Here is a 25,000-nt window from a genome sequence, read left to right on the forward strand (position 1 = left end):
TATGCCGTAATCGCAGTGCTTTAGCAGCACAGATGAGATAAATTACGGCGCAAAAGGGCGAGGAATTTAAAAATCCGCACGCCCTAATCTCACGCAAAAGCGTGGCTCATCTAATCAGGCGTTGTGTCTTTGATGATTTTGGCATAAGGCAAAGCCTGGGTATTAATCGTACAAATTAACTCCTAAACTCTAGCTAAAAGCCCTAAAATACGCTATAATATAGTAAAAAAAGGATTAAATTTGCTTGTACATATCTGTTGTAGCGTTGATAGCCATTATTTTTTACAGCGACTTAGGCAGGAGCTACCTGATGAGCCGCTTGTGGGCTATTTTTACGACCCAAACATCCATCCATACAGCGAGTATATGCTACGTTATCTTGACGTGCGGCGAAGCTGCGAGAAGCTGGGTGTGGAGCTTATTTTGGGCGAGTATGATTATGAGGCGTGGCTGGCTGGTACAAAGGGGCTAGAAAATGAGCCTGAAAAGGGGGCTAGGTGCGCTTACTGCTTTGATTTTCGTGTGGGAAATAGCGCTAAAATCGCCCAAGAAATGGGACATACAAGCATCACGACCACGCTTTTAATGAGTCCTAAAAAGGACTTTGCGCAGCTTAAATCCGCCCTGGATAAAGCGGTGGCTGGCACGTCCATAAAGCCCTATGCGGTGGATTTTCGCACTGGTGGCGGGACGAATGAGCAGTTTGCTATGGCAAAGCGTGAGCAGCTCTATCATCAAAATTATTGCGGCTGCATTTTTGCTCTAAGCAAGCAACGTCAGGCTCAGAAACTGCCAGCCGTTGAGCTAGCTAGCGAGCTTTATGGGCGTACTCTGCCTGGAAGCATTGAGGCTAGGCTTGAGCTTTATGAGCGGGTGAGAGAGCTTGAGGGGCAGGGTGAGCGTTTTAGGCTAAGCCGCAGGAGCTTTTTAAACTACCGCCTGCTTAGGGGGCTGGTGCGACGTGATGGGACTAGCGTGCCTAGCTATTTTATGCTTTATTCAAATTTTAAACGTCATTTTATGAAGCTTGGCCTAAAAAGCGAGCAAATTTATGACGGTGCTAGTGAGGTACTGGCAAATGGCGTGATATTTTTAAGCCTTAATAAATTTAACGCACTTTTAGGGCGAGAGTATGCCGATGTGATGGGGCTTTGCAAGGCACCGCCTAGCGTGGATGACGAGCTTGCTTTGCGACGAAAAATAGCAGGCGAATACAGCCTAAATCCGATAATCATCCTGCCAAGCCTAATCCCAGCAAAGCATGAGATCGTCGCTTATAGCGAGCTTTATGAGGATAGCTGTGAGGTGCTAGGGCTCGTTTAGTTTTTTGGCTAGCTCTTTTAGGCGCAGCATTTGATTAAAAGGGTCGTTTTGCTTTTTATCCCCTATGCCATAATTAGCAAAAAACATCTTATTAAGCTCGCTTTGAAGCTCGTAATTTAGCATGGTTTTATTCCACTGCTTTAGCTCTTTTTCTGCGGTGGCATAGGGCGAGCTATTTTGCGTTTGCTGGGTGCTTTGCTCCACTTTAGGCTTTATACTTTCAAGCACGTCGCTAAAGCTTGTGGCACTATTTTTTGCCTTTGCTAGGCTTGCGTTTATGGCGTGATTTAGCGTGTCGTATATTTTCATTATTTTATCCTTTTGGCTAGGATAAGCACTTTTTATTCCTTTTTTAAATTTTTGGTTTAATGGGGCGAATCCACAGAAACTTTTGGTTTTTGGGTTTAAATTTTTATAATATGAGTTTCGTTTTTGTGTTAAGGGGAATGGCTTGAATTACGAAGTTGCTCTCTTTGCGTTGACGCTCATCGCTAGTATTGCAGTGGCGATATGCTTGCTCACTCGTTTATGGCACGCAAGCCAAGCAGTGGGCTTGCACCTGCCGACGCCCCTAACGACATTAGAAGTGTCTCTGTCGTTTAAAATTGTTTGGCAACAAATTTAAATTGCGACGTTTAAAATTTGTTCTGTGCTATTGAGCGGAGAATACAAAGTATCTTGAGATGATTTTTTGCTAGCGCCACTTTCGTGGCTTGCACCCGTTGGGGTAGGGTTGTGAGCCATTTTAAAGCGAAGCATACATGATAAAACAAGCGAAGCGAAGTTTCTGTGAAAAATGGTGAAACTCCGCAAAAAGCACTCACTAGACAAGCTAGTTTTTAAGCCAAAAAAAGAGCGTCAGAATGCAAAGTATTGCAAAGCTAGGCTAGGCGAATTTAAATTTTGCGATTGGAGTTGCCTAATGGGTAATGACCGAGCGAATTTTAAATAGGCGACGCATAGCCAAGCGAGACAAGCTGGCTGGAATAAGAAAAACATCAGACTAAACCAATCCTAAAATTTTCCTTACCGCTAAGCTAGCTAAATTTAACCCAAAAACAGCCGTCACGCCCATAAAGCTACCAAGCCCCACGCAGTTTGGCAGCTCCGTGCTAAAAACCACTGGGTAATCCCCGCCAAATCCAGCCCGCTTTAGCTCGCTTCTAATCTTTCTGGCAAAGGGATCTGAGTGCGTCTTCCACACGCTAGCCACTTTTACCGCCGTCGCATCGAGCCGCTTTGCACCACCCATAGAGCTAATGAGCCTGTCCTTTGGCGTCCGCAGGGCTAGGGCGATTTTGGCTGGGACATCATCGATTGCGTCGATTATCACGTCAAATTCACTAAGCCTAATGCTCTCTAAAAACGCCACGTCAACGACCGCCTTTATGCCACGGACATTCTTATACCTGGTGGCAAATTCGCCCACCTTATCCGCCCCCACAGCCTCGCTATAAATTTGCCTGTTTTGATTAGTAATATCAAATACATCCTTATCCACCAGCACTATCTCACCCACTCCGCTGCGAGCTAGAGCGTCTGCGCACACACCGCCCACGCCCCCAGCGCCTAGCACCAGCACGCGAGCATTTTGCAGCCGCTCCCACTCATCGCCCAAAAGCCACCGCACTCTTGTGTAGCGATCTGTTTCGTTTTTCAAAGAAACTTCGTTTTCTAAAGAAGCTATGCTTTCTAAAGAAGCTACGCTTTGAGTATTGCTATCTGCGTCGGTTTTGCTGGTGTCGCTTTTTAAATTTTCATCGCCAATGACGCCACTTCGTCCGCTGCTAGGCGCGCCAAAATCCCCAATTTCTGCCGTTTTTAAATTTATCTCACTCACAAATCCCCCTTAATCCCTCCAAACTCTCATAGCTAGTCATATCCATTTTTACTGGCGTTAGGCTCGCAAAGCCCGCATTTATGGCGTCTAGGTCGCTACCAAGCCCCGCTTCGTAGCTAATGTCCGCTTCACCCAGCCAAAAATACCGCACGCCGCGGGGATTTACCCCCACGCTAGCCCTAGTATCATACCGCCGCTTGCCCGCTCGCACCGCGCGAAAGCCTTTAAATTCACTCAGGCTAACGGCTGGGATATTGACGTTTAAAAACTCCCTCTCGCCCCATTTTATTGCCCCATTTTGCACGCTTTTTACCACGCTTTTTACCACTTCGCAAGCTAGCTCAAAGCCAAGCCCACTCAGGCTATCCCCCACGTAATACTGCGAAAACGCCACGCTTTTTATGCCCTGCAAAGCCCCCTCCATAGCCGCTGCGCACGTGCCTGAGTAGGTGATGTCCTCGCCTAAGTTTGAGCCGTGATTTATGCCTGAGATGACTAAATCGGGCTTAAAGTCTTTATAAAACTCAAACAGCCCAAGATATACGCAGTCGCTTGGCGTGCCGTCATCTAGGGCATAAAAGCTCTCGCTGACTGGCTTAAAAACCAGCGGCAAAGAAAGCGTCAAAGAGTGCGCACAGGCTGATTTTTGCCTAGCTGGGGCGATTGTTAGCACCTCATGCCCAAGCTGGATTAGCGTCGTCCTAGCCGCTGCTAGCCCAGCTGCGTCAAATCCGTCGTCGTTTGTTAGAAGTATTTTCAAGCTTATCCTTGTTTAAATTTAAAAGCCGATTGTAGCAAAATCAAATTTAGAAAACGCTAACAAATTTAACGCTATAATTAGAGCTTTTAGCAAAGGTAGGATAGTGAAAAAGATACTGATTTCAGCCCTAGAACCAAGCGCAAACCTGCATTTGGGCGAGGTTTTAAAGCACTTAGCAGGCTATGAAATATGCGGCATTTTTGACGAGCGCTACGGCGTGCCAGCGTATAAAAGCAGTGAGTTTTCTGCGATGGGCTTTGCTGGCGTGCTGGGGCTGGTTTTTAAGGCTAGGCAAGCGATAAAAGAGCTTGTCTGCCTTGCAAAGGACTGCGACGTGGTGCTTTTAATCGACGCTCCAGCCTTTAATATCCCCCTAGCTAAAGCCCTAAAAAACGCCGGCGTAAAGGCTAAAATCATTTATTATATCCTGCCAAAAGTCTGGGCGTGGAAGCGCGAAAGGGCTAAGGCGGTGCGGCAGTATTGCGATGAGCTTGCTAGCATTTTGCCCTTTGATGAGCAGTTTTTTGTGGGCGCAAAATACGTGGGAAACCCCCTGCTAGATGAGATAAAGCAGTTTAAATCCGCCCCAAGCAAAAGCGGCGTAGTGGCGTTTATGCCGGGTTCTCGCAGGGGTGAGATAGCTAGACTTATGCCTGTTTTTAAGCAGGTGGCGGGGCAGATAGCGGCTAAAAAGGTGCTAGTCGTGCCGCCATTTTTCCGTGATAGGCTAAGCGAGATTTACGGCGATGTGAGCGAGTTTGAAATCTCTAGCGACACGGCTAGCACTTTAAATTTAAGCGACTTTGCCTTTATCTGCTCTGGGACGGCTACGCTTGAAGCAGCACTTATCGGCACGCCATTTGTGCTGGCTTACAAGGCGCGCGCAGTGGATATAATGATAGCTAAAATGCTCGTTAAGATTAAATTTATCGGACTTGCGAATATTATGTTTGATTTTATGGGTAAACCCCCACTAAATGTGGAGCTAATCCAAGATGACGTGAGCGCAAAGTCGCTCTTAAACGCATACGAAAACCACGACGCAGATAAATTTATCACAGCCGCTAGTGAGCTTAGGGATTATTTGGGTCAGGGCAGTAGCCAAAATGTGGCAAATTTGATAAAAGAGATTGCTGTGGAGTAGTGTTGTTTTAAATTTTAAGTTGCCAGCAAGCCGCCACACACGCTTGCTTTGTGGCAGTATCGTAAGGTATGACTGTCATTGCAAGGCAATGTCGGCACGATTTTAGCGGTTCATCTTGTGTCGCTCTTAAAAATATGGGGAAGCTATAGCATGCGTGAGCTTAGGATGATGACTGCTTTTTATGCGGCTTGTATCGCTTTGCGATATACTCGCTTTATGCACGCATAGCAACTGCTTGCTGTGCTAAGCCACTTTGTGGCTCCCGTGCCGTAAGCGAAGTTTATATGTGTAGCGTAGTAAAACTGGACGTTAGCGAGCATATCGTCCTGCGATGTGAGCGATACATAAGCCACTTGCGACGCTGTGCTGGGCTTGCTTAAAAAACCTTTGTAAAACAACACTATTTACAACAAAAAATTTAAAAAAGGAGAGTAAATGTCTGAGCCGATGACAATTTATGGTTATACAAAAATAGAAAACGAACTAAAGCACCTAAAGCAGGTCGAACGCCCAAATATCGTGCAAGAAATAGACATAGCACGCAGTCACGGCGATCTGAAAGAAAATGCCGAATACCACGCCGCAAAGGAAAAGCAGGCTTTTATAGAATCCCGTATAGCCGAGCTTAGCCAGCTTTTAACAAACGCTGAGGTCATCGACCCCGCTAGCTACAAGCACGATAGGGTGCGGTTTGGCTCGTTTGTTACGATTATGGACGTGGATACTGAGATAAAGAGTAGCTACACGATAGTGGGGGTGAGCGAGAGTAATTTAGAACGAGGGCTAATCTCCATTAGCTCCCCACTTGCGCGCCAGCTACTGGGTAAAAAAGCAGGCGATGAGGTAACGCTTAGCCTACCGCGAGGCAGTAGCGAAGTGGAGATAATTAGCGTGGAGTATAAGGAGATTAAATTTGATTAAAGCTTTTAGGGCTAGATAGTGGCAAATACGCAGGGTATCGTGCTAAAAGAGGGTGCCGTACTAGTCGCTGACGCGCATGCAGACTTTAACCGCCGTGAGTTTTTATACTTTTTGCGTGCGGTTAATTGTGGCGAAATAGCTGCAAGCCAGCTTATAATGATGGGCGATATGTTTGATTTTTATGCTCCGCAGTGCGATTTTGCTGCTCGTTTTGCAAAGCCATATCTAAGCCTAATATCCCAAATCGCAAGCAAAATCCCAGTCATCTACATCGAGGGCAATCACGACTTTTGTCTTGAAAAAAGTGCTTTTGATTTGGCGGGCTTTAAGGGTGCAGATTATCCCTGTTCTAAGCCCAAGTTATGTGCAGACGGACTAGAAAGTGCTAGGCTTAATGCGGCTTTTAATAGGTGCGCGGCGGATTATAAAAGCGAGAAAATAGCTAGTTATGAATTTTGCAGTGCCTTAGATAGCGATAGTGCGACTAGCAGCGATTATGAGCTGGCTAGATTTTCAAACCCACTCCACGCTAATTTTAACGATAACGAGCCAAATAGTACGGAAAATAGCAATAGTGCTACACAAAGCCAAAGCGCCGCATTAAATTTAAATTGCTTTAAAAATTCGCACCATTCCACACAAAACGCCTCAGCCAGCGTTCTGCAAGCGGATAATTTATTAAGTAAAATCAGTGGGGGTTTGTCAAATTTAAATTTGCAAGATAAATCTAGTGGCGATGAGCTAAAAAATCAGGCAGCCTTTGCTAGGTTAGAAAACGCCAAGCAAAATAATCAAAGCGATTTATTAAGCTTAAATCCGCAAAATGAGCCAGCTAGCGACGCCCAAAGTAGCAAAGCTGCATTGAATAAACAAGAAAAGCCTACACCAAGCCAACTAAAGCAAGGCGACCTATTAAATTTAGGCTCGCAAAATAATCCCCGCCAAAACGAGCTGCAAAGCACACCAAAAGCTAGCCAGTCGCATAATCTTACCCCCCAAAGCCCCCTACAAAACGGCATTTTTATTATCCCATTCTCCGCCCAGCCGCTGCGGCTGCGCACCCCGTTTGGTGCTAGCGTCGCCCTAGCTCACGGTGATAATCATCTGCCCTTTTTTACCCAGCGTGCCCTGCTTTTTCTGCGTCAAAGATGGCTTTTAAGAAGCTTAAATTTTATAGACCGCCATTTGCGTTATAAAATTTCAAGGCGGCTTTTTAAGCATCTTTTAAGAAAAAGACTAGACTATAAAATAGAAAATTTCTCCCAAATTGCAGATGAAAAAATGCAAAAGTATAGTGACGAAATCGTTATTGAGGGGCATTTTCATCAGGGAGAGATTTTTAAATTTAAAGATAGAATTTACGCAAACGTACCTAGTTTTGCGTGCCAGTGCAGGTATTTTGTAGTAAAATACGCTGACGAAAAAATAAATTTTGCTCAAAAGAGCTTGAAAGGACATTGATGTTTGGCGATGACGTGCTAAAGACTGGGTCAAACGAGATGGAACTTGTCGATTTTCGTATCTTTAAAAAGACTGAAAGCAAAGTGTATGAGGGTATATACGGCGTGAATGTCGCAAAGGTGCGAGAGATCATCAAGATGCCAAATCTGACTGAATTACCAGGCGTACCTGAATATATTGAGGGTATATTTGATCTGCGTGGGGTTGTGATACCTGTGATCAATCTCGCAAAATGGATGCATATAAAAGAGCCAACTGATGAGGTCGTGATAAAGCCACGCGTAATAATCGCTGAGTTTAGCGGCATATTAATCGGCTTTATTGTGCATGAAGCAAAGCGAATACGTCGCATAAACTGGAAAAATATAGAGCCAGCAAATTTTGCTGCAGGCAGTGGCACAGGCACGCTTGATAAGGGCAAAATCACAGGCGTAACACGCATAGAAAATGACGAAGTCCTGCTAATACTTGATCTTGAAAGCATAGTTGAGGAGCTTGGAATTTACTCTCCAAAACTAGATATAGACACAAAAGATATAGAAAAACTAGAGGGCATTGCTTTAGTCTTAGATGATAGCTCAACAGCTAGAAAGCTCGTAAAAGACGCACTTGAGAAAATGGGATTAAATGTAGTAGAGGCTAAAAATGGCGTTGAAGGCATAGAGAAAATGAACGAGCTTTATGAGCGATACGGCGAAAGTCTAGCAACAGAGCTTCGCATAATCCTAAGTGATATAGAGATGCCTCAAATGGACGGCTATCACTTTGCCTCAAATATGAAAAATGATGATAGATTTAAGAGCATTCCTATAGTCTTTAACTCATCGTTAAGTAATGAATTTAGCGAAATCCAGTCAAAAGAGGCTGGTGGGGCGGCCTATCTTACTAAATTTGACGCTAGCGTATTTTATCAAGAGGTGCTAAAGGTGATACAAGCACACTCAAAATCTGCGAAATAAGAGGTGAAAAATGGACGATATGAAAGAAATAATGGAAGACTTTTTAGTTGAAGCCTTTGAACTTATCGAGCAGATAGACCACGACCTAGTCGAACTTGAGGCAAACCCTGAGGATCTTGAGCTTTTAAATAGAATTTTCCGCGTCGCTCACACCGTTAAAGGAAGCTCATCGTTTTTAAATTTTGACGTGCTAACAGAGCTTACTCACCATATGGAGGACGTGCTAAATAAGGCGCGCAAGGACGAGCTAAAAATTACTCCAGATGTAATGGATGTGGTGCTTGAGTCTGTGGATATGATGAAGGGGCTACTGCACGGCATTAGAGACTATGGCAACGACACCGATGTAGGTATAGATATAAAGGATATTTGCGCAAGACTTACTGCCATTAGCGAGGGCGATGCTATCCCAGCGGCTAGTGCAAATGTTGGCGAGGTAGTCGAGATAGAGCAAAGCAAAGCAGGAGAGAGCGTAGAAGTTATTCAGCCAGAGCGCGAACTAAGTGAGGAGGATCTATCAAATTTAAGCGATGATGAGGTAGAGGCTGAAATAGAGCGCCTTTTAAACATGAGAAAGGCTGAGGATAGGGCTCGCCGTGAGGGCAAGGCTGCAGCTGCTGCACAACCTGCTCCATCTGTAAAACAAGAAGCTCCAAAGCAAGCCCCAGCAAAGGCCGAGAAAAAAGACGATGATAAAAAGGTCCCAGCCCAAGCAGGTGGCGCAGTCGCACAAGAGCAGACTATTCGCGTTGAAGTAAAGCGTCTTGATCACTTGATGAACTTAATCGGCGAGCTAGTGCTTGGTAAAAACCGCTTGCTTAAAATTTATGATGACGTTGAGGAGCGATACGAGGGCGAGAAATTCCTTGAAGAGCTAAATCAAGTCGTCTCAAGCCTAAGTCTAGTAACGACTGATATTCAGCTAGCCGTGATGAAAACAAGAATGCTGCCGATTGCAAAAGTATTTAACAAATTCCCACGTATGATAAGGGATTTAAGCCGAGAACTAGGCAAGCAAATCGACCTAGAAATCTCAGGCGAAGAGACTGAGCTAGATAAGTCAATCGTTGAAGAAATAGGCGATCCGCTAGTGCATATCATAAGAAACTCTTGCGACCACGGCATAGAAGATCCTGAAACTCGCCGAGCAGCTGGCAAGCCAGAAAAGGGACTAGTGCAGCTAAAAGCCTACAATGAAGGCAATCACATCGTCGTTGAGATAGTCGATGATGGTAAGGGCTTAGACCCAGATATGCTAAAGCAAAAGTCTATCGAAAAAGGCATAATCACTGAACGAGAAGCCGATACGATGAGCGATAAGGAGGCTTATGGACTTATCTTTAAGCCAGGCTTTTCAACGGCGGCTAAGGTTACAAACGTGAGCGGACGTGGCGTGGGAATGGACGTGGTAAAAACCAATATCGAAAAGCTTAACGGTATAATCGATATAGAAAGCGAAGTGGGCAAAGGCACGGTGATGAAGCTAAAAATCCCGCTAACGCTAGCTATCATTCAGTCCCTGCTTGTCGGTACTCAGGAGGAGTATTATGCTATACCGCTAGCAAGCGTGCTTGAGACGGTGCGTGTGCCTATTGATGATATTTACACCATTGACGGCAAAAACGTCCTTCGCCTACGTGATGAAGTGCTAAGCCTAGTAAGACTAAGCGATGTCTTTGGGGTAAATAAAGTCTTTGACGGTGGCGATCAGACCTATGTCGTAATAATCGGCGTAGCTGAAGCAAAACTTGGTATCATCGTAGATACTCTTGTGGGACAAGAAGAGATCGTTATTAAATCAATGGGCGATTATTTGCAAAATATCCCAGGCATAGCTGGAGCGACGATAAGAGGTGATGGACGAGTAACGCTAATTATCGATGTGGGCGCGATGATGGAGATGGCGAAAGACATCAAAGTAGATATACGCGCTGAAATGGAGTCAGAGGCCTCATCTAGCAAAAAAGAAAAGCCGAGTGATTATAAGGTGCTAATCGTAGATGATTCAAAAATGGATAGAACGATAATGCAAAAGTCCCTTGAGCCAACTGGAGTAACTATAATAGAAGCGACAAACGGCGTTGAGGCTTTAAATTTGGTAAAATCAGGCGAGCATAATTTTGACGCTATTCTAATAGACATTGAGATGCCTAGAATGGATGGATACACCCTAGCAGGTGAGATACGTAAATACTCAAAATATCGTAACCTGCCACTAATTGCCGTAACCTCAAGAACGAGTAAAACAGACAGGCTGCGTGGCGTGGAAGTGGGTATGACTGAGTATATCACTAAGCCTTACTCAGCCGAGTATCTTGAAAATGTAGTACGTAAAAACATAAAACTAAACTAAGGTTGCAAGAATGAATGATAAATTAAATCAAGTATTGCAAAAGCAAAAAAAGCAGATAGAAGAGCCAAACGTAACCAATAGCGAAGACATAGTGCAGCTTGTGGGCTTTGTAGTGGGTGAGGAGGAGTATGCTATACCTATTTTAAATATACAAGAGATAATCAAGCCTATCGAATTTACCAGAGTACCGAGCGTACCTGATTATGTTCTTGGCGTGTTTAATCTGCGTGGAAATGTCATACCACTAATCGACCTTAGAAAGCGTTTTAGTCTAAGCGCTGGCAAACAGACCTCAAGCACTCGCTATATCGTGATGAAAGAGGGTGATAATATCGCAGGCTTTGTCATAGACCGCCTGACCGAAGCTATCCGCATAAATAGAAATAGGATTGATCCGCCACCAGAGACTCTGGTAAAGGATAAAGGCATGATTTATGGTATCGGCAAAAGAGATCAAAATATCCTCACTATATTAAAAGTCGAGGCGCTTTTAAAGAGAGATTTTTAAGGGCAGAGATTGATAAAGCTTTGTATTTTTGACTTTGACTCGACGCTGATGGATGGTGAGACTATAAATTCTTTAGCTAAAGCTTATGGCGTTGAGAGCAAAGTCTCTGATATAACGCACCGCGCTATGGCTGGAGAGCTTGATTTTTTTGACGCATTAAGGCAGCGAGTGGAGCTTTTAAGAGGTATGAGCCTTGGTTTAGCTAAGGAAGTTTGTGAAAACCTTCCCTTTATTACTGGCGCAAAAGAGCTTATAGATAGCTTAAAAAGTCATGGTGTAAAAGTCGTCGTCTTTAGCGGTGGCTTTCATCTAGCTACGGATGCTGCGCAGGCTAAGCTAGGCTTTGATGAGAGCTACGCTAATATCCTGCACCATAAGGATGGCGTACTAAGCGGGCTGGTGGGCGGCGAGATGATGTTTGGTTTTTCTAAGGGGGATATGACCCAAAGACTACAAAGGCTTTTAAATATTAGCAAAGACCAAACAGCCACAGTAGGAGATGGAGCTAATGACATCTCTATGTTTAAACATGCTAGTTTGGGTGTGGCATTTTGCGCTAAAGACGCCTTAAAGCCCCACGCAACGCATATTGTAGATACAAAAGACCTACGAGAATTAATAAATTTAATAAGGTAAAAAATGGGTAAATTTTCACTTTGGTGCGATTTTATTGAGCGTGATTTTGTGGCTGGTGAGTTTTTAGATATGGTGCGAAACGGCGATGTAAATGGCGCTACTTCAAACCCAGCTATCTTTAACTCAGCCTTTAAATCAAGTGCTTATAAACTACAAGCCGATAAAATGACAGATAAAAGCGAAAAGCAAAAGTACGAGACCTTGGCCTGCGAGGATATAAAGGCTGCGGCTAGGGCTTTGATATTAAATTATGAAAATGGCGATGATGGCTTTGTGAGCATAGAAGTCGATCCAAATTTATCAAACGACACAGCCGCTACAGTGGCTGAGGGTAAGCGTCTGTACGCACAGATAGCAATGCCAAACGTGATGATAAAAGTCCCAGCCACACAGGCAGGCTATGAGGCTATGAGCGAGCTAATAGCAAGCGGCATAAGCGTCAATGCCACGCTTATTTTCTCGCCAGATCAGGCTGCATCGTGTGCGGCGGCTTTTAGAGCTGGAAGCGATAAATTTAAAGCGGCAAATCCAGATAAGCCCCTGCCACAGGGCGTCATTAGCATATTTGTAAGCCGCTTTGATAGGCTGCTTGATGAGTGTTTAGCAAAGCAGGGGTTAAAGACTTCAAAATTTGGCATAGCAAACGCAAGCAAAATTTACAAGCAAATAATTGCCCAAAACCTGCCAAATGTGCGAGCGCTTTTTGCTAGCACTGGGGTAAAGGGCGGGGAGCTATCGCCTAGCTATTATGTTAGCGAGCTAATGTATGAAAACGCCATAAATACCGCTCCGCTTGAGACGATAAAGGCATTTTTGGCTAGCAATTCAAGCATAAAAGAGCCTATGAGCGATACTGAGATTGAGCTTGCTTTTGAGAGTGTGAGGCTGGCTGGATTTGAGCTAAAAAGCGTGTATGATAGACTTCTTAGCGAAGGGCTAGAAGCCTTTGAAAAGGCCTTTGCTGATATGCTGGCCGCACTAAAATAAAGCTTAAATTTATAAATTTTTAGATAAAATCAGCACCTATTTTTTTATAAAGGACAGAAATGTTAGAAGGTATCGTTAGAGAGAGTATCGGTAAAAAGTCTGCTAAGGCTTTAAGACGAGATGGTTATCTAATTGCGAATATTTACGCAAAGGGCGTAGAAAATATCGCTTGTGCGTTTAAAGTCAATGACTTTATCAAAGAAGTTCGCAAAAAAGAGACCCTTGCATTTGACGTAAGCGTAGGTGGCAAGACCTATAAAGTAGTCGTGGTTGATTATCAAAAAGACCCAGTTACTTCAGCCCTAAAACACGTCGATCTAAAAGTAGCACTACCAGGCGTAGTAAGCAAATATCTTATCCCAGTTAAGCCAGTTGGCACTCCGATAGGCTTAAAAAACAAGGGCGTATTGCTAACGCTAAAACGCCGCTTAGCGGTAAAATGCACCGCAGAAAACCTACCAAATGCGTTCGAGCTTGACGTTAGCAAGCTTGACATAGACGACACTATCTTAGTTCGCGATATCGCAGTGCCACAGGGCGTAACTATGGTGGATGCGGAGCGAATAGCGGTTCTAGGCGTAGTTAAAGCCAGATAAGGGCTTTAGCGTGACGCTAATAGTGGGGCTTGGTAACCCCACCCCCAAATATGAAAAAACTCGCCATAACGTCGGCTTTATGCTGATAGATAGCCTGCTTAGCGGTGGCGGATTTTTTGATGTTTCTTCTTTGAAATTCCAAGGCGAGCTTTATAAAAAGGGCTCGCTCCTACTCTTAAAACCAAGCACTTTTATGAATTTAAGCGGCAACAGCGTAAAGGCTGTGGCTGATTTTTACAAGCCAGAGCGAATTATCGTCATACACGACGACCTTGACCTTGCCTTTGGGGCGGTTAAATTTAAAAACGGCGGCAGTAGCGGCGGACATAACGGGCTAAAGTCGATTGATGGCTTAATGGGTGCGGGCTATGACAGGGTGCGAATAGGCATAGGCAAGCAGGGCAATGCGGCTAACTGGGTACTTTCTGATTTTAGCGCGGCTGAGCTAGATAGCTTAAAAAGTGAGATTTTACCGCACGCAGCAGGGGCTGTTATGGCGCTTGTAAATGGTAGCGAAATAAGCCAAGTGAGCGCTAAGTTTAGTCTAAAGCCAGCTAAAGAAAAACAACAAAAGCAATCTAGGCAAATAACCACTCATAAATCGGACGAAATAGGCAAAATAGCTTTTAAAATAGATGATAAAGTCAGTACAGAATATAACAAGCTAGCTAAAAATCATGAAATCTTACACACAAATAAAAGCGCTCAAAAAAGTGAGTCAGATAAAGCATCCTTGCAAGATGCCGCAAACTCAGCCGATAATTTAGTGGATAGCAAATGAAGGCCTTAAATTTATCACAAAAAACAAGCCTTTTGTCGCAAAGCTTTAATGTAAATAAAGTTTTAAATTTATCATCAAAGACTGGCTATTTGACCTTAAAATTTAAATTTTTTAATTTATCGGCTTTAAAAATGATTTTATCTTTATATAAAAAATCTATTTTTAGCACACTTTTGGTAAAAAATTTAAACCATTTTTTCACCAAAATAGAGGGTAAAAGCAGATGAATAAAATCTACATTCGCTTTATATCGTCTGTTTATCTTAAGTATTTTTTTATAATATTTGCTGCGCTTGAGCTTTTTTATGTCGGTATAGACGTGCTGACAAATTTAAAAGACCTTCCAACTTCAGCAAACTTGCAGCTACTTTATGCCTGTTTGCTAGCACTTTCTGCGGCCAGCTACACCTTGCCTTTGTCTCTTATTTTTGCTCTTATTGTTTCAAGCATAAATTTAATCCGTTCAAACGAGCTAGTGAGCTTTTACGCTCTAGGCGTTAGCAGGCATGCGTTTATTGCTCCGCCGTTTTTTATAGCCTTTTTTATTACTGCCATTTTTATTGGGCTAAACTTCACTCCATTTGCCTACGCACAGACTTATCAGCGTGATTTGATTAAAAGTGGAGGGATAAGTCAAAGTACCTCAAGCGATGTTTTTTTGAAATTTGATGGTAGGTTTATCTATATCAAAAGCCTAAATCAAGCCAAAAAAAGCATGCAAAATGTGCGAATATTTGAGCTTGATGGGATAAATTTAAAGTCATTTTTAACCTCAAATGAAGCCATGTTTAAAAACAACAAATGGCAGCTTAAAGATCCGATTATTACAATGTTGCCTGAGAATATGCAACTAGGCTCTACCTCTTTTAGTGTAAAAAAGGAGCAAAGCCTTGAAGCGCTTAGTGGATTTAGCCCAAAAAGCATAGAACAAGCTAGCCAAGCCCAAAGTGCTATGAGTGGCGCAGATGCGCTTGAGTTTATGTTTACTTTTAAGGACGAGGAGGTAAGTTTAGAGGGTATTAGGGCTAGCTTTTATATGCTCGTTTTTACGCCACTTTACGCACCTTTGCTTGTGTTTATATTTTATTGTCATATGCCAATAATCGGCAGATTTTTAAACTTAGCTATGGCAAGCTTTGTTATGGTTGTGGCTACTTTTGTGGTTTGGGGAGTGATATTTATCCTTGCACGTTTTGCTCTAAATGGTATTTTAAATCCTGAAATAGCGCTTTTAAGCCCTGTGGCTTTACTTTTAATTTACTCTATTTATCTATGGCGACGTTTGGCGTAGTTAAGCAAATTTTTTGTAAATTTTAAGTAAAATCAAACCATTTAAAATAAGGTTTGACATGGATTTTAAAGCACTGGCAAAAACTTACTCTACTCCGCTTTACATTTACGATTTTGACGATATAACGTCTCGCTATACTGCGCTTAAATCAGCCTTTAACGCACATAAATCCCTAATCTGCTATGCTGTAAAAGCAAACTCAAACTTAAGTCTGCTTAAGCATTTGGCAGGTCTTGGGGCTGGCTTTGATTGTGTTAGCGGTGGTGAAGTAAGGCGCGCCTTATTAGCTGGAGCAAAGCCTTATCAGGTGATATTTAGTGGCGTTGGCAAGAGTGATGAGGAGCTTGAGTTTGCTATAAAAAGCGACATTTTATTTATCAATGTCGAAAGTGATTCAGAGCTAGAAGCCCTTATGAAAGTGGCTAAAAACCTCGGTAAAAAGGCGCGCATAAGCATACGAGTAAATCCAAATGTAGACGCCAAAACTCACCCTTATATCTCAACAGGGCTAAGTGAGAATAAATTTGGCGTTAGTATAGACGTGGCTAGGGCTATGTATTTAAAGGCAAATGAAAGCGAGTTTATAGAGCCTGTTGGGGTGCATTTTCATATAGGCAGCCAGCTTAGTGAGCTAGCTCCGATAGCTGAGGCAGCTGGTATAGTGAGTGAGTTTATGGCTAGTCTTAAAGCGGCTAAGATTGATATTAAATTCTTTGACGTTGGTGGGGGTATAGGCATAGTTTATTACGATGAAAAGACCATTAGCCTTTACGAATACGCCCAAGCCATACTAGCTGCGCTAAAATCTCAAGACGTTACTATCGTGTGCGAGCCAGGGCGCTTTATAGTGGGCGAAGCTGGGTATTTTTTAACAAAGGTGCTTTATGAAAAGCAAAATGATAAAAAGCGCTTTGTCATAGTCGATGGGGCTATGAATGACCTGATCCGCCCAAGCCTTTATAACGCTTATCACGAAGTAGTCGCTGTAAGCGATGGCTTAAGCGTGAGTGAGCTAAAAGCAAAATGTCAAAATGCAAAAAGTAGACAAGAAACCAGCGGGCAGAGCAAGGAGACCAGCCAAAATCAGGATGAAAAAACGTCTGGCTTAAATTTAATCCCAGCCGATGTGGTAGGCCCAGTATGCGAAAGCGGCGATTTTTTAGCTAAAAACGCTCCTCTACCTCCACTTAAAAGCGGAGATTTAATCGTGTTTAGGTGCGCTGGGGCTTATGGTTTTTCTATGTCTAGTAATTATAATACAAGAGCTAGAGCAGCCGAAGTGGCTATAATAGGCGACGAAAGTAGGCTTATTAGAAGCAGAGAGAGCTTTGAGGATATGGTTAAAAACGAGATTGAGTTTATCAAGGCACAAAAATGAAAGATGAGCAAATTCTAAAACAACTGCGCGATAATATAGACAGAATTGATGACGAAATTTTACGGCTTTTAAACGAGCGTATGGGCTATGTCTCTCGCATAGGTGAAGTCAAGCAAACAAGCGGTACTGCCATATATCGCCCAGAGCGCGAAAGGCAAATTCTAAAACGACTAAACTCAAAAAGCACGGTGCTAAACTATTCTGCGATTGAGGCTATTTATCTTGAGATTTTTGCCGTCAGTCGCAACCTAGAAATGCCCCAAAAAGTTGCCTATTTAGGGCCTGAGGGCACCTACACTCACCAAGCAGCTGAAAGCCGATTTGGTGCGATGAGTGCGTATTTGCCCCTAGCTAGCATTGAGGCTATTTTTACCAAGCTAAGCCAAAAAGAGGTAAAATATGGCGTCGTACCTATTGAGAATAATACCGAGGGCGCGGTGGGTATCACGCTTGATTGCCTGCGGCGGTTTGATGATGTTAAAATCATAGCCGAGCTTTATCTTGACATACATCATAGCTTTGCAACTAAGGCAGAAAGCCTTGATGATATTAAGGTAATTTACTCTCATCCGCAAGGCTATAATCAGTGTCGTAAATTTCTAGAAGATCATCTTTTAAGTGGGGTTAAATTTATCGCCACGCAATCAACTGCACAGGCTGCGCAGATGGCGTCAAATGAGCAGGGTGCAGCGGCAATTTGCTCTAAAATAGCAGCTAAGATAAATAATTTGCCTATTTTGTTTGAGACAATTGAGGACAATATGGCAAATCGCACGAGATTTTTTGTGCTGAGCGATTTTAAAAATCAGCCAAGTAGAAACTGCAAAACCTCCATAATGGCTATCACAGATCACCGTCCTGGTGGGCTTGTGGAGCTGCTTGAGATGTTTAGGGATGAAAATATCAATCTAACAAAGCTAGAAAGCCGCCCTGTAAAGCAACTTGAGTTTAAATATGTCTTTTATATCGATTTTGACGGACATATCGATGATAGTAATGTAATGAGGGTCTTATCTGAGGCTAGGGAAAACGGCATAGAGATTAAATGGCTAGGAAGCTATCAAAAAGGTGATGGAAAATGATTTATAATGATATTTTAGATGGCTTAAAATTTTACGAAGCAGGTAAGCCAATAGAGCTAGTCGTGCGTGAGTATGGTATAAAAGCAGATGATGTTATAAAGCTAGCAAGCAATGAAAATCCGCTAGGTTGCTCACCACTAGTAAAAGAGGCAATAGCTAAAAATGCGCACCTAGCTAGTATCTATCCAGATGATAGCTATTATGAGCTAAAGGGTGCGCTTGCGGATAAATTTGGCGTAAAAAGAGAAAACTTTATCATAGGCGTGGGAAGTGATCAAGTCATTGATGTGTGCGTAAAGGCAGTCGCAAATGAAAACAGGGCTGTTTTGCAGTCTGGTATTAGCTTTGCAATGTATGAAATCTACACCCTCCAAGCTGGTGCAAAGCTTATTAAAACGCCTACACCTACGCATAATTTGGCTGAATTTAAAGAGCTTTATGAAAAGCAAAAAGATAATATAGGCGTGATATTTTTATGCTTGCCAAATAACCCACTAGGTGAGTGTCTCGATTTTAGCGAGGTTTATGAGTTTTTAGGCTGTGTTAGCGAGGATACGCTTGTAGTGCTTGATGGAGCGTATCAGGAGTATGCTAGCTTTAAAGACAGCGCAAAGAGCATACCTGTTAAAAGCGTTATTGAAAAATTTAATAACGTCATCTACCTAGGCACATTTTCAAAGGCGTATGGATTAGCAGGGCTTAGAGTGGGCTATGGTATTGCTTCAAGCGAGCTTATAAAGGGCATTAGTAGGATTCGCCCTGTACTAAATGTCGGCTCAATCTCAGCCAAGGCGGCAGTAGCTGCTTTGGCTGATGAGAAGTTTTTGCGTGAAAGCCTTAGTTTAAATTTTTCGCAAATGCTTGAATATGAAACTCTTGCAAAAGAGCTGGGCTTAGAGATTATCCCAAGCTATACAAACTTTATAACCCTAAAAATAAAGGATAGCTCAAAGCTAGCTTTAAATTTATTGCGCAAAGGCATAATAGTAAGAGACCTCGCTAGCTATGGGATGGATGCCTTGCGTATAAGTATAGGAACAGCCTCGCAAAACTCCCGAGTAATCGAAGCTATAAAAGGTGAAATCGGCTAATGGATTTTAAGACTATTTTACAGCAGATTAGCCAACTATACTCAAAATTAAGCCTTAGACAGCGTATAGTGTCTGCTGCTTCGATAGTTATTGTTGTTGGATTTTTGGTAGGATTAAGCCTTTTTAAAACTGGCTCAAAGGGCGAATTTGACGGATACGTAGTGCTTTTTGAAAACATTAGCGCAAACGACTCAAATGCCATAATAGAGCAGCTTAATAAAGACGGTGTGGAGTACAAGCTTGCAAATGAGGGTACGATTTTAGTGCCAAAGGCTGATGTTTATAAAGAGCGTATCGCAGTTGCAAGTTTAGGAATCCCAAAAGATAGTAAGGTTGGATTTGAAATATTTGACAAGCAGGATTTTGGCTCTACTGACGCTGAACAGCGTGTGAAATATCAGCGTGCGCTTGAGGGTGAGCTAGCCCGCACCATACAGAGCCTTGAGCCTATAAATAGGGCAGTAGTAAAAATAGCAATCCCAAAAGAGAGCGTCTTTACCGAACGCCAAGCCCCACCAACTGCCTCAGTGGTGCTAAGTATCAAGCAGGGCATGAGCCTAAGCCAAAAGCAGATATTTGGGATTAAAAACCTAGTAGCTGGCGCAGTGGCAAATTTAAGCTTAAATAACGTAAAAATAGTAAATAGCGAAGGTGTGGCTCTAGGTGATGAGGAAGCCGGATTTGATAGCGATGTAATCGCTGCTCAAATGCGCTATAAGAGAGAATTTGAAAATAGCTACGAACAAAAGATAATAAACGTCCTAGCTCCAATTGTGGGCGGCTATGATAGGGTTGTGGCAAAGGTAAATATAGACTTTGACTTTGATAAAAAGGATACAAAAAGCGAGGTTTATGACCCAAATAACGTCATAAGAAGCGAGAGCAATATAGAGGAAAAACGCCAAGGTAGAGGCGCAAATGACATAGGTGGAGTACCGGGGGCGGTTAGCAACATAGGGCCAGTACAGGGGCTTGATGATGGCGGATTAAAGGAGCAGTACTCAAAAAGCTCACAGCAGACAAATTATGAAATTTCAAAAAAAATAACAAACATAAAAGGACAGTTTGCCACGATAAATCGCGTAAGTGCAGCTGTTGTCGTAGATGGAAGTTATAAAAAATCCACAGACGAAAACGGCAATGAGATAATGGAATTTGTCCCATTAAGCGAGGCGCAAAAGGCTAGTATTACAAATTTAATCAAGCAAGCAATCGGATATAACGCAACTCGCGGTGATGAGGTGAGTGTTGATAATTTTGAGTTTAAACTCAGCAAAGACGAAAGCCCTAGTAAAAAAGTCGTGGGATTTATGCAGGCTTATGTAGAGCCGTTTTTACCGCTATTAAAATATATTTTTGCGGCACTTTTACTCTATCTTTTTTACAAAAAAGTTATCGTTGTGTTTATGCATAAGATGATGGAAGACATAAAAGAAGATGACAATATGCCTGAGTATGAGGAATTTGAAGATTTAGGCGATGCTGAGGATACCATAGAAAAAGCTCGCGCTGCACGCAAGAAAATGGAAGAGCAGCTTGGGCTTGATGGGGATTTTAACGAGGATGAGCTACGCTATGATGTACTGCTTGAAAAGATGCGAAAGCAGGTGCTAGAACAGCCCGAGGATTTTTCTGGGCTTTTGCAAGATCTTATTAAAAACGACAGTGAATTTAATATACGCAAGGAGATGTGATGTTTGTCAAGCTTAATGACCAGCAAAAAATGGTATATGAAGACCTCTCCACTCCTGAAAAAATCGCCATTTTGCTTATTCAACTAGGCGAAGAGGCGACTAGTCTTGTATTTTCCCACATGGATGTGGACGTCATTACCGATATTTCGGGGCATATCGCACAAGGAAAAAGCATAGATAAGCAAGTAGCAGCTGCGGTACTTGAGGAATTTTATGCTCTAGTGCAGTCAAATCAATATGTAAGAAACGGCGGTTTAGACTATGCTAAAGAGATACTTTATCGCACATTTGGACCAGAGGAGGCGCAAAAAATACTTGATAAGCTAGCCAAAAATATGGAGAGTAATAAAAGCTTTGGCTACCTTACTAAGATTAAACCTCAAGAGCTTGCTGATTTTATTGTCAAAGAACATCCTCAATCAATCGCTGTAATCCTAGCTCATATGGATCCAAGCGGTGCAGCAGAAACTCTTAGCTATTTTCCAGATGAGCTAAGAAGTGAGGTTATAATTAGGATGGCGACTTTAGGCGATATTACCCCAAGTGTGATAAAACGCGTCTCAACAGTGCTTGAGAGTAAGCTAGATAGCCTTACTTCCTATAAAGTCGAAGTGGGCGGACCACGTGCTACTGCTGAGGTGCTAAATCGCCTAGGGCAAAAGGCTAGCAAAAGCACCATCGAGCGCATAGAGCAGACCGACGAAAGACTTGCTACTACGATAAAAGAGCTTATGTTTACATTTGAGGATATTAGCACGCTTAACTCAAATGCGATACGTGAAATTTTAAAAGAGGTTGATAAAAAAGATCTCATGGTTGCGCTTAAGGGTGCTAGTGAGCCTTTAAGAGAGAAGTTTTTATCCAATATGTCCCAGCGTGCTAGCGAAGCATTTTTAGAGGAGATGGGATATTTGGGCGCAGTGCGTGTGCGAGATGTTGAAGAAGCACAAAGGCGCATAGTAGAAACTGTTCAAAGTCTAGCTGATAAAGGAGTATTCCAAGTTGGCGAAGTTGATGAGATGATAGAATGAAAAGTAGCATAATCACAAACGAAACCTCAAGCAGGCACTTTGTGCAAAATTATAGATTTAAAGTCCTCTCTACAGAGCATGCTGATTTATCTCATGCAAGCGCAGCTAAGACAGGGTCACCAAAAGACGTAAGCGATCAAATGCAAAATGAAGTAATTAGTAGTGAGCATATAAATCAAGATATAACTAATGCTACTTCTAGTATATCGGCCACACCAGCTAATATAAACCAAAACGATAGCTTTGTCGAGGAGCTTTTAAAAAAAGTCGATGAAATGGGCGATAATGTCATTAAGCTTCAAATGCAAATAGAAAATCAAGAGCGTGAGTTTAGCTCTCGCTTAGCTAGCGAGGTGGAGCGTGCTAAAACCGAGGGGGAAGAGGTCGGTAGGGCAAAGGCTGGTGAGGAATTTACCGCTCAACTTGATGAGTTAAAAAGGCAGTATGGCTTAAGTGTGTCTAAGCTAGATGAGGCAAGTAAAAGGCTTGATGAATTTATCGCTAAAAACGAAGCCGAGCTAGGAAATACCGCCATAGAAATCGCAAAAGAAGTCATAGCAAAAGAGCTTCTTGAGGATAGCGCTAAGATAGCCTTAGGGCTTGCTAAAAAGCTTCTTAGCGAATTAGCAGGAGCTAGCGAGATAAAGCTAAGCGTAAATCCAAATGATGCTAGCTTTTTAAAAGAGAGCTTTGCAGATGACGCCAGAATAAGCGTAATAAGCGATGAGGCTATCGCAAAAGGTGGTGTTATAATTACAAGTGATGCTGGAAATATAGAGGCAAGCCTAAGTGCGCGCTTAGATAAAATAAAGTCAATGGTGGGCTAATATGATAGACGTAAAATCTATGAGTGAAAGCGAGCTAAGAGAGCTTTGTGCTAGGATTAGAGAGCGGATATTAGAGGTAGTTAGCAAGCGTGGAGGGCATCTAAGCTCAAATATGGGCGCTATTGAGCTAACAGTGGCTATGCACTACGTTTTTGACGTTAAAAAAGATCCATTTATATTTGACGTAAGCCATCAAAGCTATACGCATAAGTTGCTAACTGGACGCTGGGATAGTTTTGATAGCTTGCGTAGTTTTGGTGGCATTAGCGGCTACACTAAGCCTAGTGAGAGTGAGGCAGATTATTTTGTCGCTGGGCATAGCTCGACTTCGGTTAGCCTAGCAGTTGGCGCTGCAAAAGCCATAGCGTTAAAGGGCGAGGATAGGGTGCCAGTTGCACTTATAGGAGATGGCGCTATGAGCGCTGGTATGGCGTATGAGGCGTTAAATGAGCTGGGTGATCGAAAATATCCTTGCGTTATAATCTTAAATGATAATGAGATGAGTATCTCAAAGCCAATAGGTGCTCTTAGTAAGTATCTAAGTCAGCTAATGGCAGGGCAGACTTATCAAAAATTTAAAAAGCGTGTAGAGCGCATACTTGATTATATGCCTCAAAGTGCTGCGTATATGGCAAAACGTTTTGAGGAGGGCTTTAAACTAATTACGCCTGGAATGCTATTTGAGGAGTTGGGGCTTGAGTATATAGGGGTGGTTGATGGGCATGATATAGGCTCACTCATTAGCACGCTAAAGACGGCAAAATCGATGAAAAAGCCAGTCATTTTACACGCTCAGACTCTAAAGGGCAAGGGCTATGCGCCAGCTGAGGGTAAGTACGCTAAATGGCACGGAGTTAGCCCATTTGATTTAAAAAGTGGCGAGAGTATAAAAGGCAAAGCAAATATTAAAAGTGCGACTGAGATTTTTAGTGAAAATTTAATGCGCCTTGCAAAAGAGCATGAAAATGTCGTGGGTGTAACAGCTGCTATGCCTACTGGTACTGGGCTAGATGCACTTATAGAGCGTTATCCTGAGCGTTTTTGGGATGTTGGCATAGCCGAACAGCATGCGGTAACTTCTATGTGTGCGCTTGCAAAGGAGGGCTTTAAGCCGTTTATTGCTATTTATTCGACCTTTATGCAGCGCGCATATGACCAGCTTATCCATGACGCTTGCCTTTTAAATTTACCAGTCGTTTTTGCCATGGATAGGGCTGGGATTGTGGGTGAGGACGGCGAGACTCATCAGGGTGCGTTTGATATTAGCTTTTTAAACGCTGTGCCAAATTTAATCCTTTGCGCTCCACGTTCTGAGGCTAGTATGGCGCATGTTATGGATTTTGCTTATGCTTGTAGCGGTGCTTTGGCTATGCGCTATCCAAGGGGTGGCTTTTTGCTTGATAAATTTGATGAGTTTAGAGGTGCAAAACCTCTAAGCCTAGGCAAAGCAGAGGTGCTAAAATCCGCAAATAGCGACGTGGTACTTATTTGTTATGGCAACGGCGTAGGCAGAGGTGCTGAGGTTTTGACCTTACTTTTAAATGCTGGGTTAGAGGTTAGTTTGGTGGATTTAGTCTTTATTAAGCCACTTGATAAAGAGCTGCTTTTAGGGCTTGCAAGAGACAAAAAGCGCTGGTATGTAATAAGCGATAGCGCAAAAAATGGCGGCGTGGGCGATATTTTAAGTGCATTTTTACAGGAAAATAGCCTCCATGACGTGGCTTTATATAGTTTTGAATATAAAGACGAGTTTATAAAGCATGGAAATACAAAAGATGTCGAGCGTGATTTAGGAATTAGTGCCGATTTTATAGTTGATAAAATATTAAAGGATAATAAATATTACTTATAAACTTCATTTAATTTTTTTATAGTAGAATTACAATTCGAATTTTAAACTTAAACCCATTAGGATTGTTATGGACTACGTAAATTTATTAAAGACTCACGGCTTAAAGGTTACCCCGCAGCGTATCAGCGTCTTGAGGGTACTAGGGGCTCATACGCATCCGACAATTGACGAGCTATATGAAGAGATAAGAAAAGAAAACCCCTCTATCTCACTAGCTACTGTGTATAAAAATTTAAACACGCTAAAAGATGAAGGCTTGGTTGTTGAGGTTAATATAGTAAATCAAAAATCAAGATATGACATCTACGAAAAGCCTCATATCCACGTCATTTGCGAAAGCTGCGGTGCGGTTGAGGATATTGGAATGAGTGATGATACATTAGAGCAGTATCAGCATATTTTAGAGCGTAAGATAGGAAATATAGTCGAGCGCTTAAACGTAGTAGCCAGCGTCGCAAACTGTAAAAAGTGCTTAAAATAGGGGG

General features: G+C 42.6%; 23 protein-coding genes and 1 pseudogene. 20 read left to right on the forward strand and 4 right to left on the reverse strand.

What is annotated here, in order from left to right; genetic code table 11:
- The first annotated feature begins 240 nt into the window (after positions 1–240).
- Positions 241–1,323, forward strand: a complete 1,083-nt coding sequence (locus tag LBC_RS01350) for an epoxyqueuosine reductase QueH (protein ID WP_221254337.1) — start codon at positions 241–243, stop codon at positions 1,321–1,323.
- Here the strand turns inward: LBC_RS01350 and LBC_RS01355 are convergent.
- From LBC_RS01355 to surE, 3 genes are all read right to left on the reverse strand, one after another.
- The gene (locus LBC_RS01355) at positions 1,309–1,632 is read right to left on the reverse strand and encodes a hypothetical protein (RefSeq protein WP_221254338.1); all 324 of its coding nucleotides are present in this window, start codon (positions 1,630–1,632) and stop codon (positions 1,309–1,311) included. The two genes, LBC_RS01350 and LBC_RS01355, sit on opposite strands and share 15 nt — an antisense overlap.
- A 694-nt stretch (positions 1,633–2,326) precedes the next feature.
- On the reverse strand, positions 2,327–2,983 hold the full coding sequence (locus LBC_RS01360) for a ThiF family adenylyltransferase (protein ID WP_221254915.1): 657 nt from the start codon (positions 2,981–2,983) through the stop codon (positions 2,327–2,329).
- A 172-nt stretch (positions 2,984–3,155) separates the two neighbouring features.
- Positions 3,156–3,923 carry a 5'/3'-nucleotidase SurE gene (surE, locus tag LBC_RS01365; RefSeq protein ID WP_221254339.1) on the reverse strand — a complete coding sequence of 256 codons (768 nt, stop codon included), beginning with the start codon at positions 3,921–3,923 and terminating at the stop codon, positions 3,156–3,158.
- Positions 3,924–4,026: 103 nt separating this feature from the next.
- On the opposite strand from surE, the gene lpxB reads away from it, so the two are divergent.
- On the forward strand, positions 4,027–5,067 hold the full coding sequence (gene lpxB, locus LBC_RS01370) for a lipid-A-disaccharide synthase (protein ID WP_221254340.1): 1,041 nt from the start codon (positions 4,027–4,029) through the stop codon (positions 5,065–5,067).
- 179 nt (positions 5,068–5,246) lie between these two features.
- Here lpxB and LBC_RS01375 read toward each other — a convergent pair whose 3' ends face one another.
- Positions 5,247–5,420 (reverse strand): hypothetical protein, encoded by a 174-nt coding sequence (locus LBC_RS01375; protein ID WP_221254341.1) that lies wholly within the window; start codon positions 5,418–5,420, stop codon positions 5,247–5,249.
- 82 nt (positions 5,421–5,502) lie between these two features.
- Here LBC_RS01375 and greA point away from each other — a divergent pair, with 82 nt between their 5' ends.
- The 18 genes and pseudogenes from greA to LBC_RS01465 all read left to right on the forward strand — a co-directional run bounded on the left by greA (position 5,503) and on the right by LBC_RS01465 (position 24,996).
- Positions 5,503–5,988, forward strand: coding sequence for a transcription elongation factor GreA (gene greA / locus LBC_RS01380; RefSeq protein WP_221254342.1), 486 nt, complete (start codon positions 5,503–5,505; stop codon positions 5,986–5,988).
- An 18-nt stretch (positions 5,989–6,006) separates the two neighbouring features.
- Positions 6,007–7,449 carry a metallophosphoesterase gene (locus tag LBC_RS01385; protein WP_221254343.1) on the forward strand — a complete coding sequence of 481 codons (1,443 nt, stop codon included), beginning with the start codon at positions 6,007–6,009 and terminating at the stop codon, positions 7,447–7,449.
- Complete coding sequence (locus LBC_RS01390) at positions 7,449–8,408, forward strand: chemotaxis protein (RefSeq protein ID WP_221254344.1); 960 nt, start codon at positions 7,449–7,451, stop codon at positions 8,406–8,408. The genes LBC_RS01385 and LBC_RS01390 overlap by 1 nt, the downstream gene beginning before the upstream one ends.
- Before the next feature lie 10 nt (positions 8,409–8,418).
- Positions 8,419–10,761, forward strand: coding sequence for a chemotaxis protein CheW (locus LBC_RS01395; protein WP_221254345.1), 2,343 nt, complete (start codon positions 8,419–8,421; stop codon positions 10,759–10,761).
- Positions 10,762–10,771: 10 nt separating this feature from the next.
- Positions 10,772–11,269 (forward strand): chemotaxis protein CheW, encoded by a 498-nt coding sequence (locus LBC_RS01400; RefSeq protein WP_221254346.1) that lies wholly within the window; start codon positions 10,772–10,774, stop codon positions 11,267–11,269.
- 9 nt (positions 11,270–11,278) lie between these two features.
- Positions 11,279–11,905 carry a phosphoserine phosphatase SerB gene (serB, locus tag LBC_RS01405; RefSeq protein WP_221254347.1) on the forward strand — a complete coding sequence of 209 codons (627 nt, stop codon included), beginning with the start codon at positions 11,279–11,281 and terminating at the stop codon, positions 11,903–11,905.
- A gap of 3 nt (positions 11,906–11,908) precedes the next feature.
- On the forward strand, positions 11,909–12,892 hold the full coding sequence (locus tag LBC_RS01410) for a transaldolase (protein ID WP_221254348.1): 984 nt from the start codon (positions 11,909–11,911) through the stop codon (positions 12,890–12,892).
- A gap of 59 nt (positions 12,893–12,951) precedes the next feature.
- On the forward strand, positions 12,952–13,488 hold the full coding sequence (locus LBC_RS01415; RefSeq protein WP_221254349.1) for a 50S ribosomal protein L25/general stress protein Ctc: 537 nt from the start codon (positions 12,952–12,954) through the stop codon (positions 13,486–13,488).
- Positions 13,489–13,498: 10 nt separating this feature from the next.
- Positions 13,499–14,038: pseudogene (gene pth / locus LBC_RS01420) on the forward strand (aminoacyl-tRNA hydrolase); the annotation flags it as partial.
- A gap of 454 nt (positions 14,039–14,492) precedes the next feature.
- Complete coding sequence (locus LBC_RS01425) at positions 14,493–15,560, forward strand: LptF/LptG family permease (protein ID WP_221254351.1); 1,068 nt, start codon at positions 14,493–14,495, stop codon at positions 15,558–15,560.
- A 58-nt stretch (positions 15,561–15,618) separates the two neighbouring features.
- Positions 15,619–16,938: a diaminopimelate decarboxylase gene (gene lysA / locus LBC_RS01430; protein ID WP_221254352.1), complete on the forward strand. Its 1,320-nt coding sequence runs from the start codon at positions 15,619–15,621 to the stop codon at positions 16,936–16,938.
- A complete protein-coding gene (gene pheA / locus LBC_RS01435) occupies positions 16,935–18,020 on the forward strand; it encodes a prephenate dehydratase (RefSeq protein WP_221254353.1) in 1,086 nt (361 codons plus the stop codon). The genes lysA and pheA overlap by 4 nt, the downstream gene beginning before the upstream one ends.
- On the forward strand, positions 18,017–19,111 hold the full coding sequence (hisC, locus tag LBC_RS01440; RefSeq protein WP_221254354.1) for a histidinol-phosphate transaminase: 1,095 nt from the start codon (positions 18,017–18,019) through the stop codon (positions 19,109–19,111). The genes pheA and hisC overlap by 4 nt, the downstream gene beginning before the upstream one ends.
- Positions 19,111–20,805 carry a flagellar basal-body MS-ring/collar protein FliF gene (gene fliF / locus LBC_RS01445; protein ID WP_221254355.1) on the forward strand — a complete coding sequence of 565 codons (1,695 nt, stop codon included), beginning with the start codon at positions 19,111–19,113 and terminating at the stop codon, positions 20,803–20,805. Before hisC ends, fliF begins: the two co-directional genes overlap by 1 nt.
- A complete protein-coding gene (fliG, locus tag LBC_RS01450; protein ID WP_221254356.1) occupies positions 20,805–21,836 on the forward strand; it encodes a flagellar motor switch protein FliG in 1,032 nt (343 codons plus the stop codon). Before fliF ends, fliG begins: the two co-directional genes overlap by 1 nt.
- Positions 21,833–22,663: a flagellar assembly protein FliH gene (fliH, locus tag LBC_RS01455; protein WP_221254357.1), complete on the forward strand. Its 831-nt coding sequence runs from the start codon at positions 21,833–21,835 to the stop codon at positions 22,661–22,663. Before fliG ends, fliH begins: the two co-directional genes overlap by 4 nt.
- Positions 22,664–22,667: 4 nt before the next feature.
- Positions 22,668–24,515, forward strand: coding sequence for a 1-deoxy-D-xylulose-5-phosphate synthase (dxs, locus tag LBC_RS01460; protein WP_221254916.1), 1,848 nt, complete (start codon positions 22,668–22,670; stop codon positions 24,513–24,515).
- Between the two features lie 67 nt (positions 24,516–24,582).
- Positions 24,583–24,996, forward strand: a complete 414-nt coding sequence (locus LBC_RS01465; protein WP_221254358.1) for a Fur family transcriptional regulator — start codon at positions 24,583–24,585, stop codon at positions 24,994–24,996.
- Positions 24,997–25,000: the final 4 nt, after the last annotated feature.

The organism is Campylobacter sp. 19-13652, from assembly GCF_019702925.1.
Lineage (GTDB): Bacteria > Campylobacterota > Campylobacteria > Campylobacterales > Campylobacteraceae > Campylobacter_A.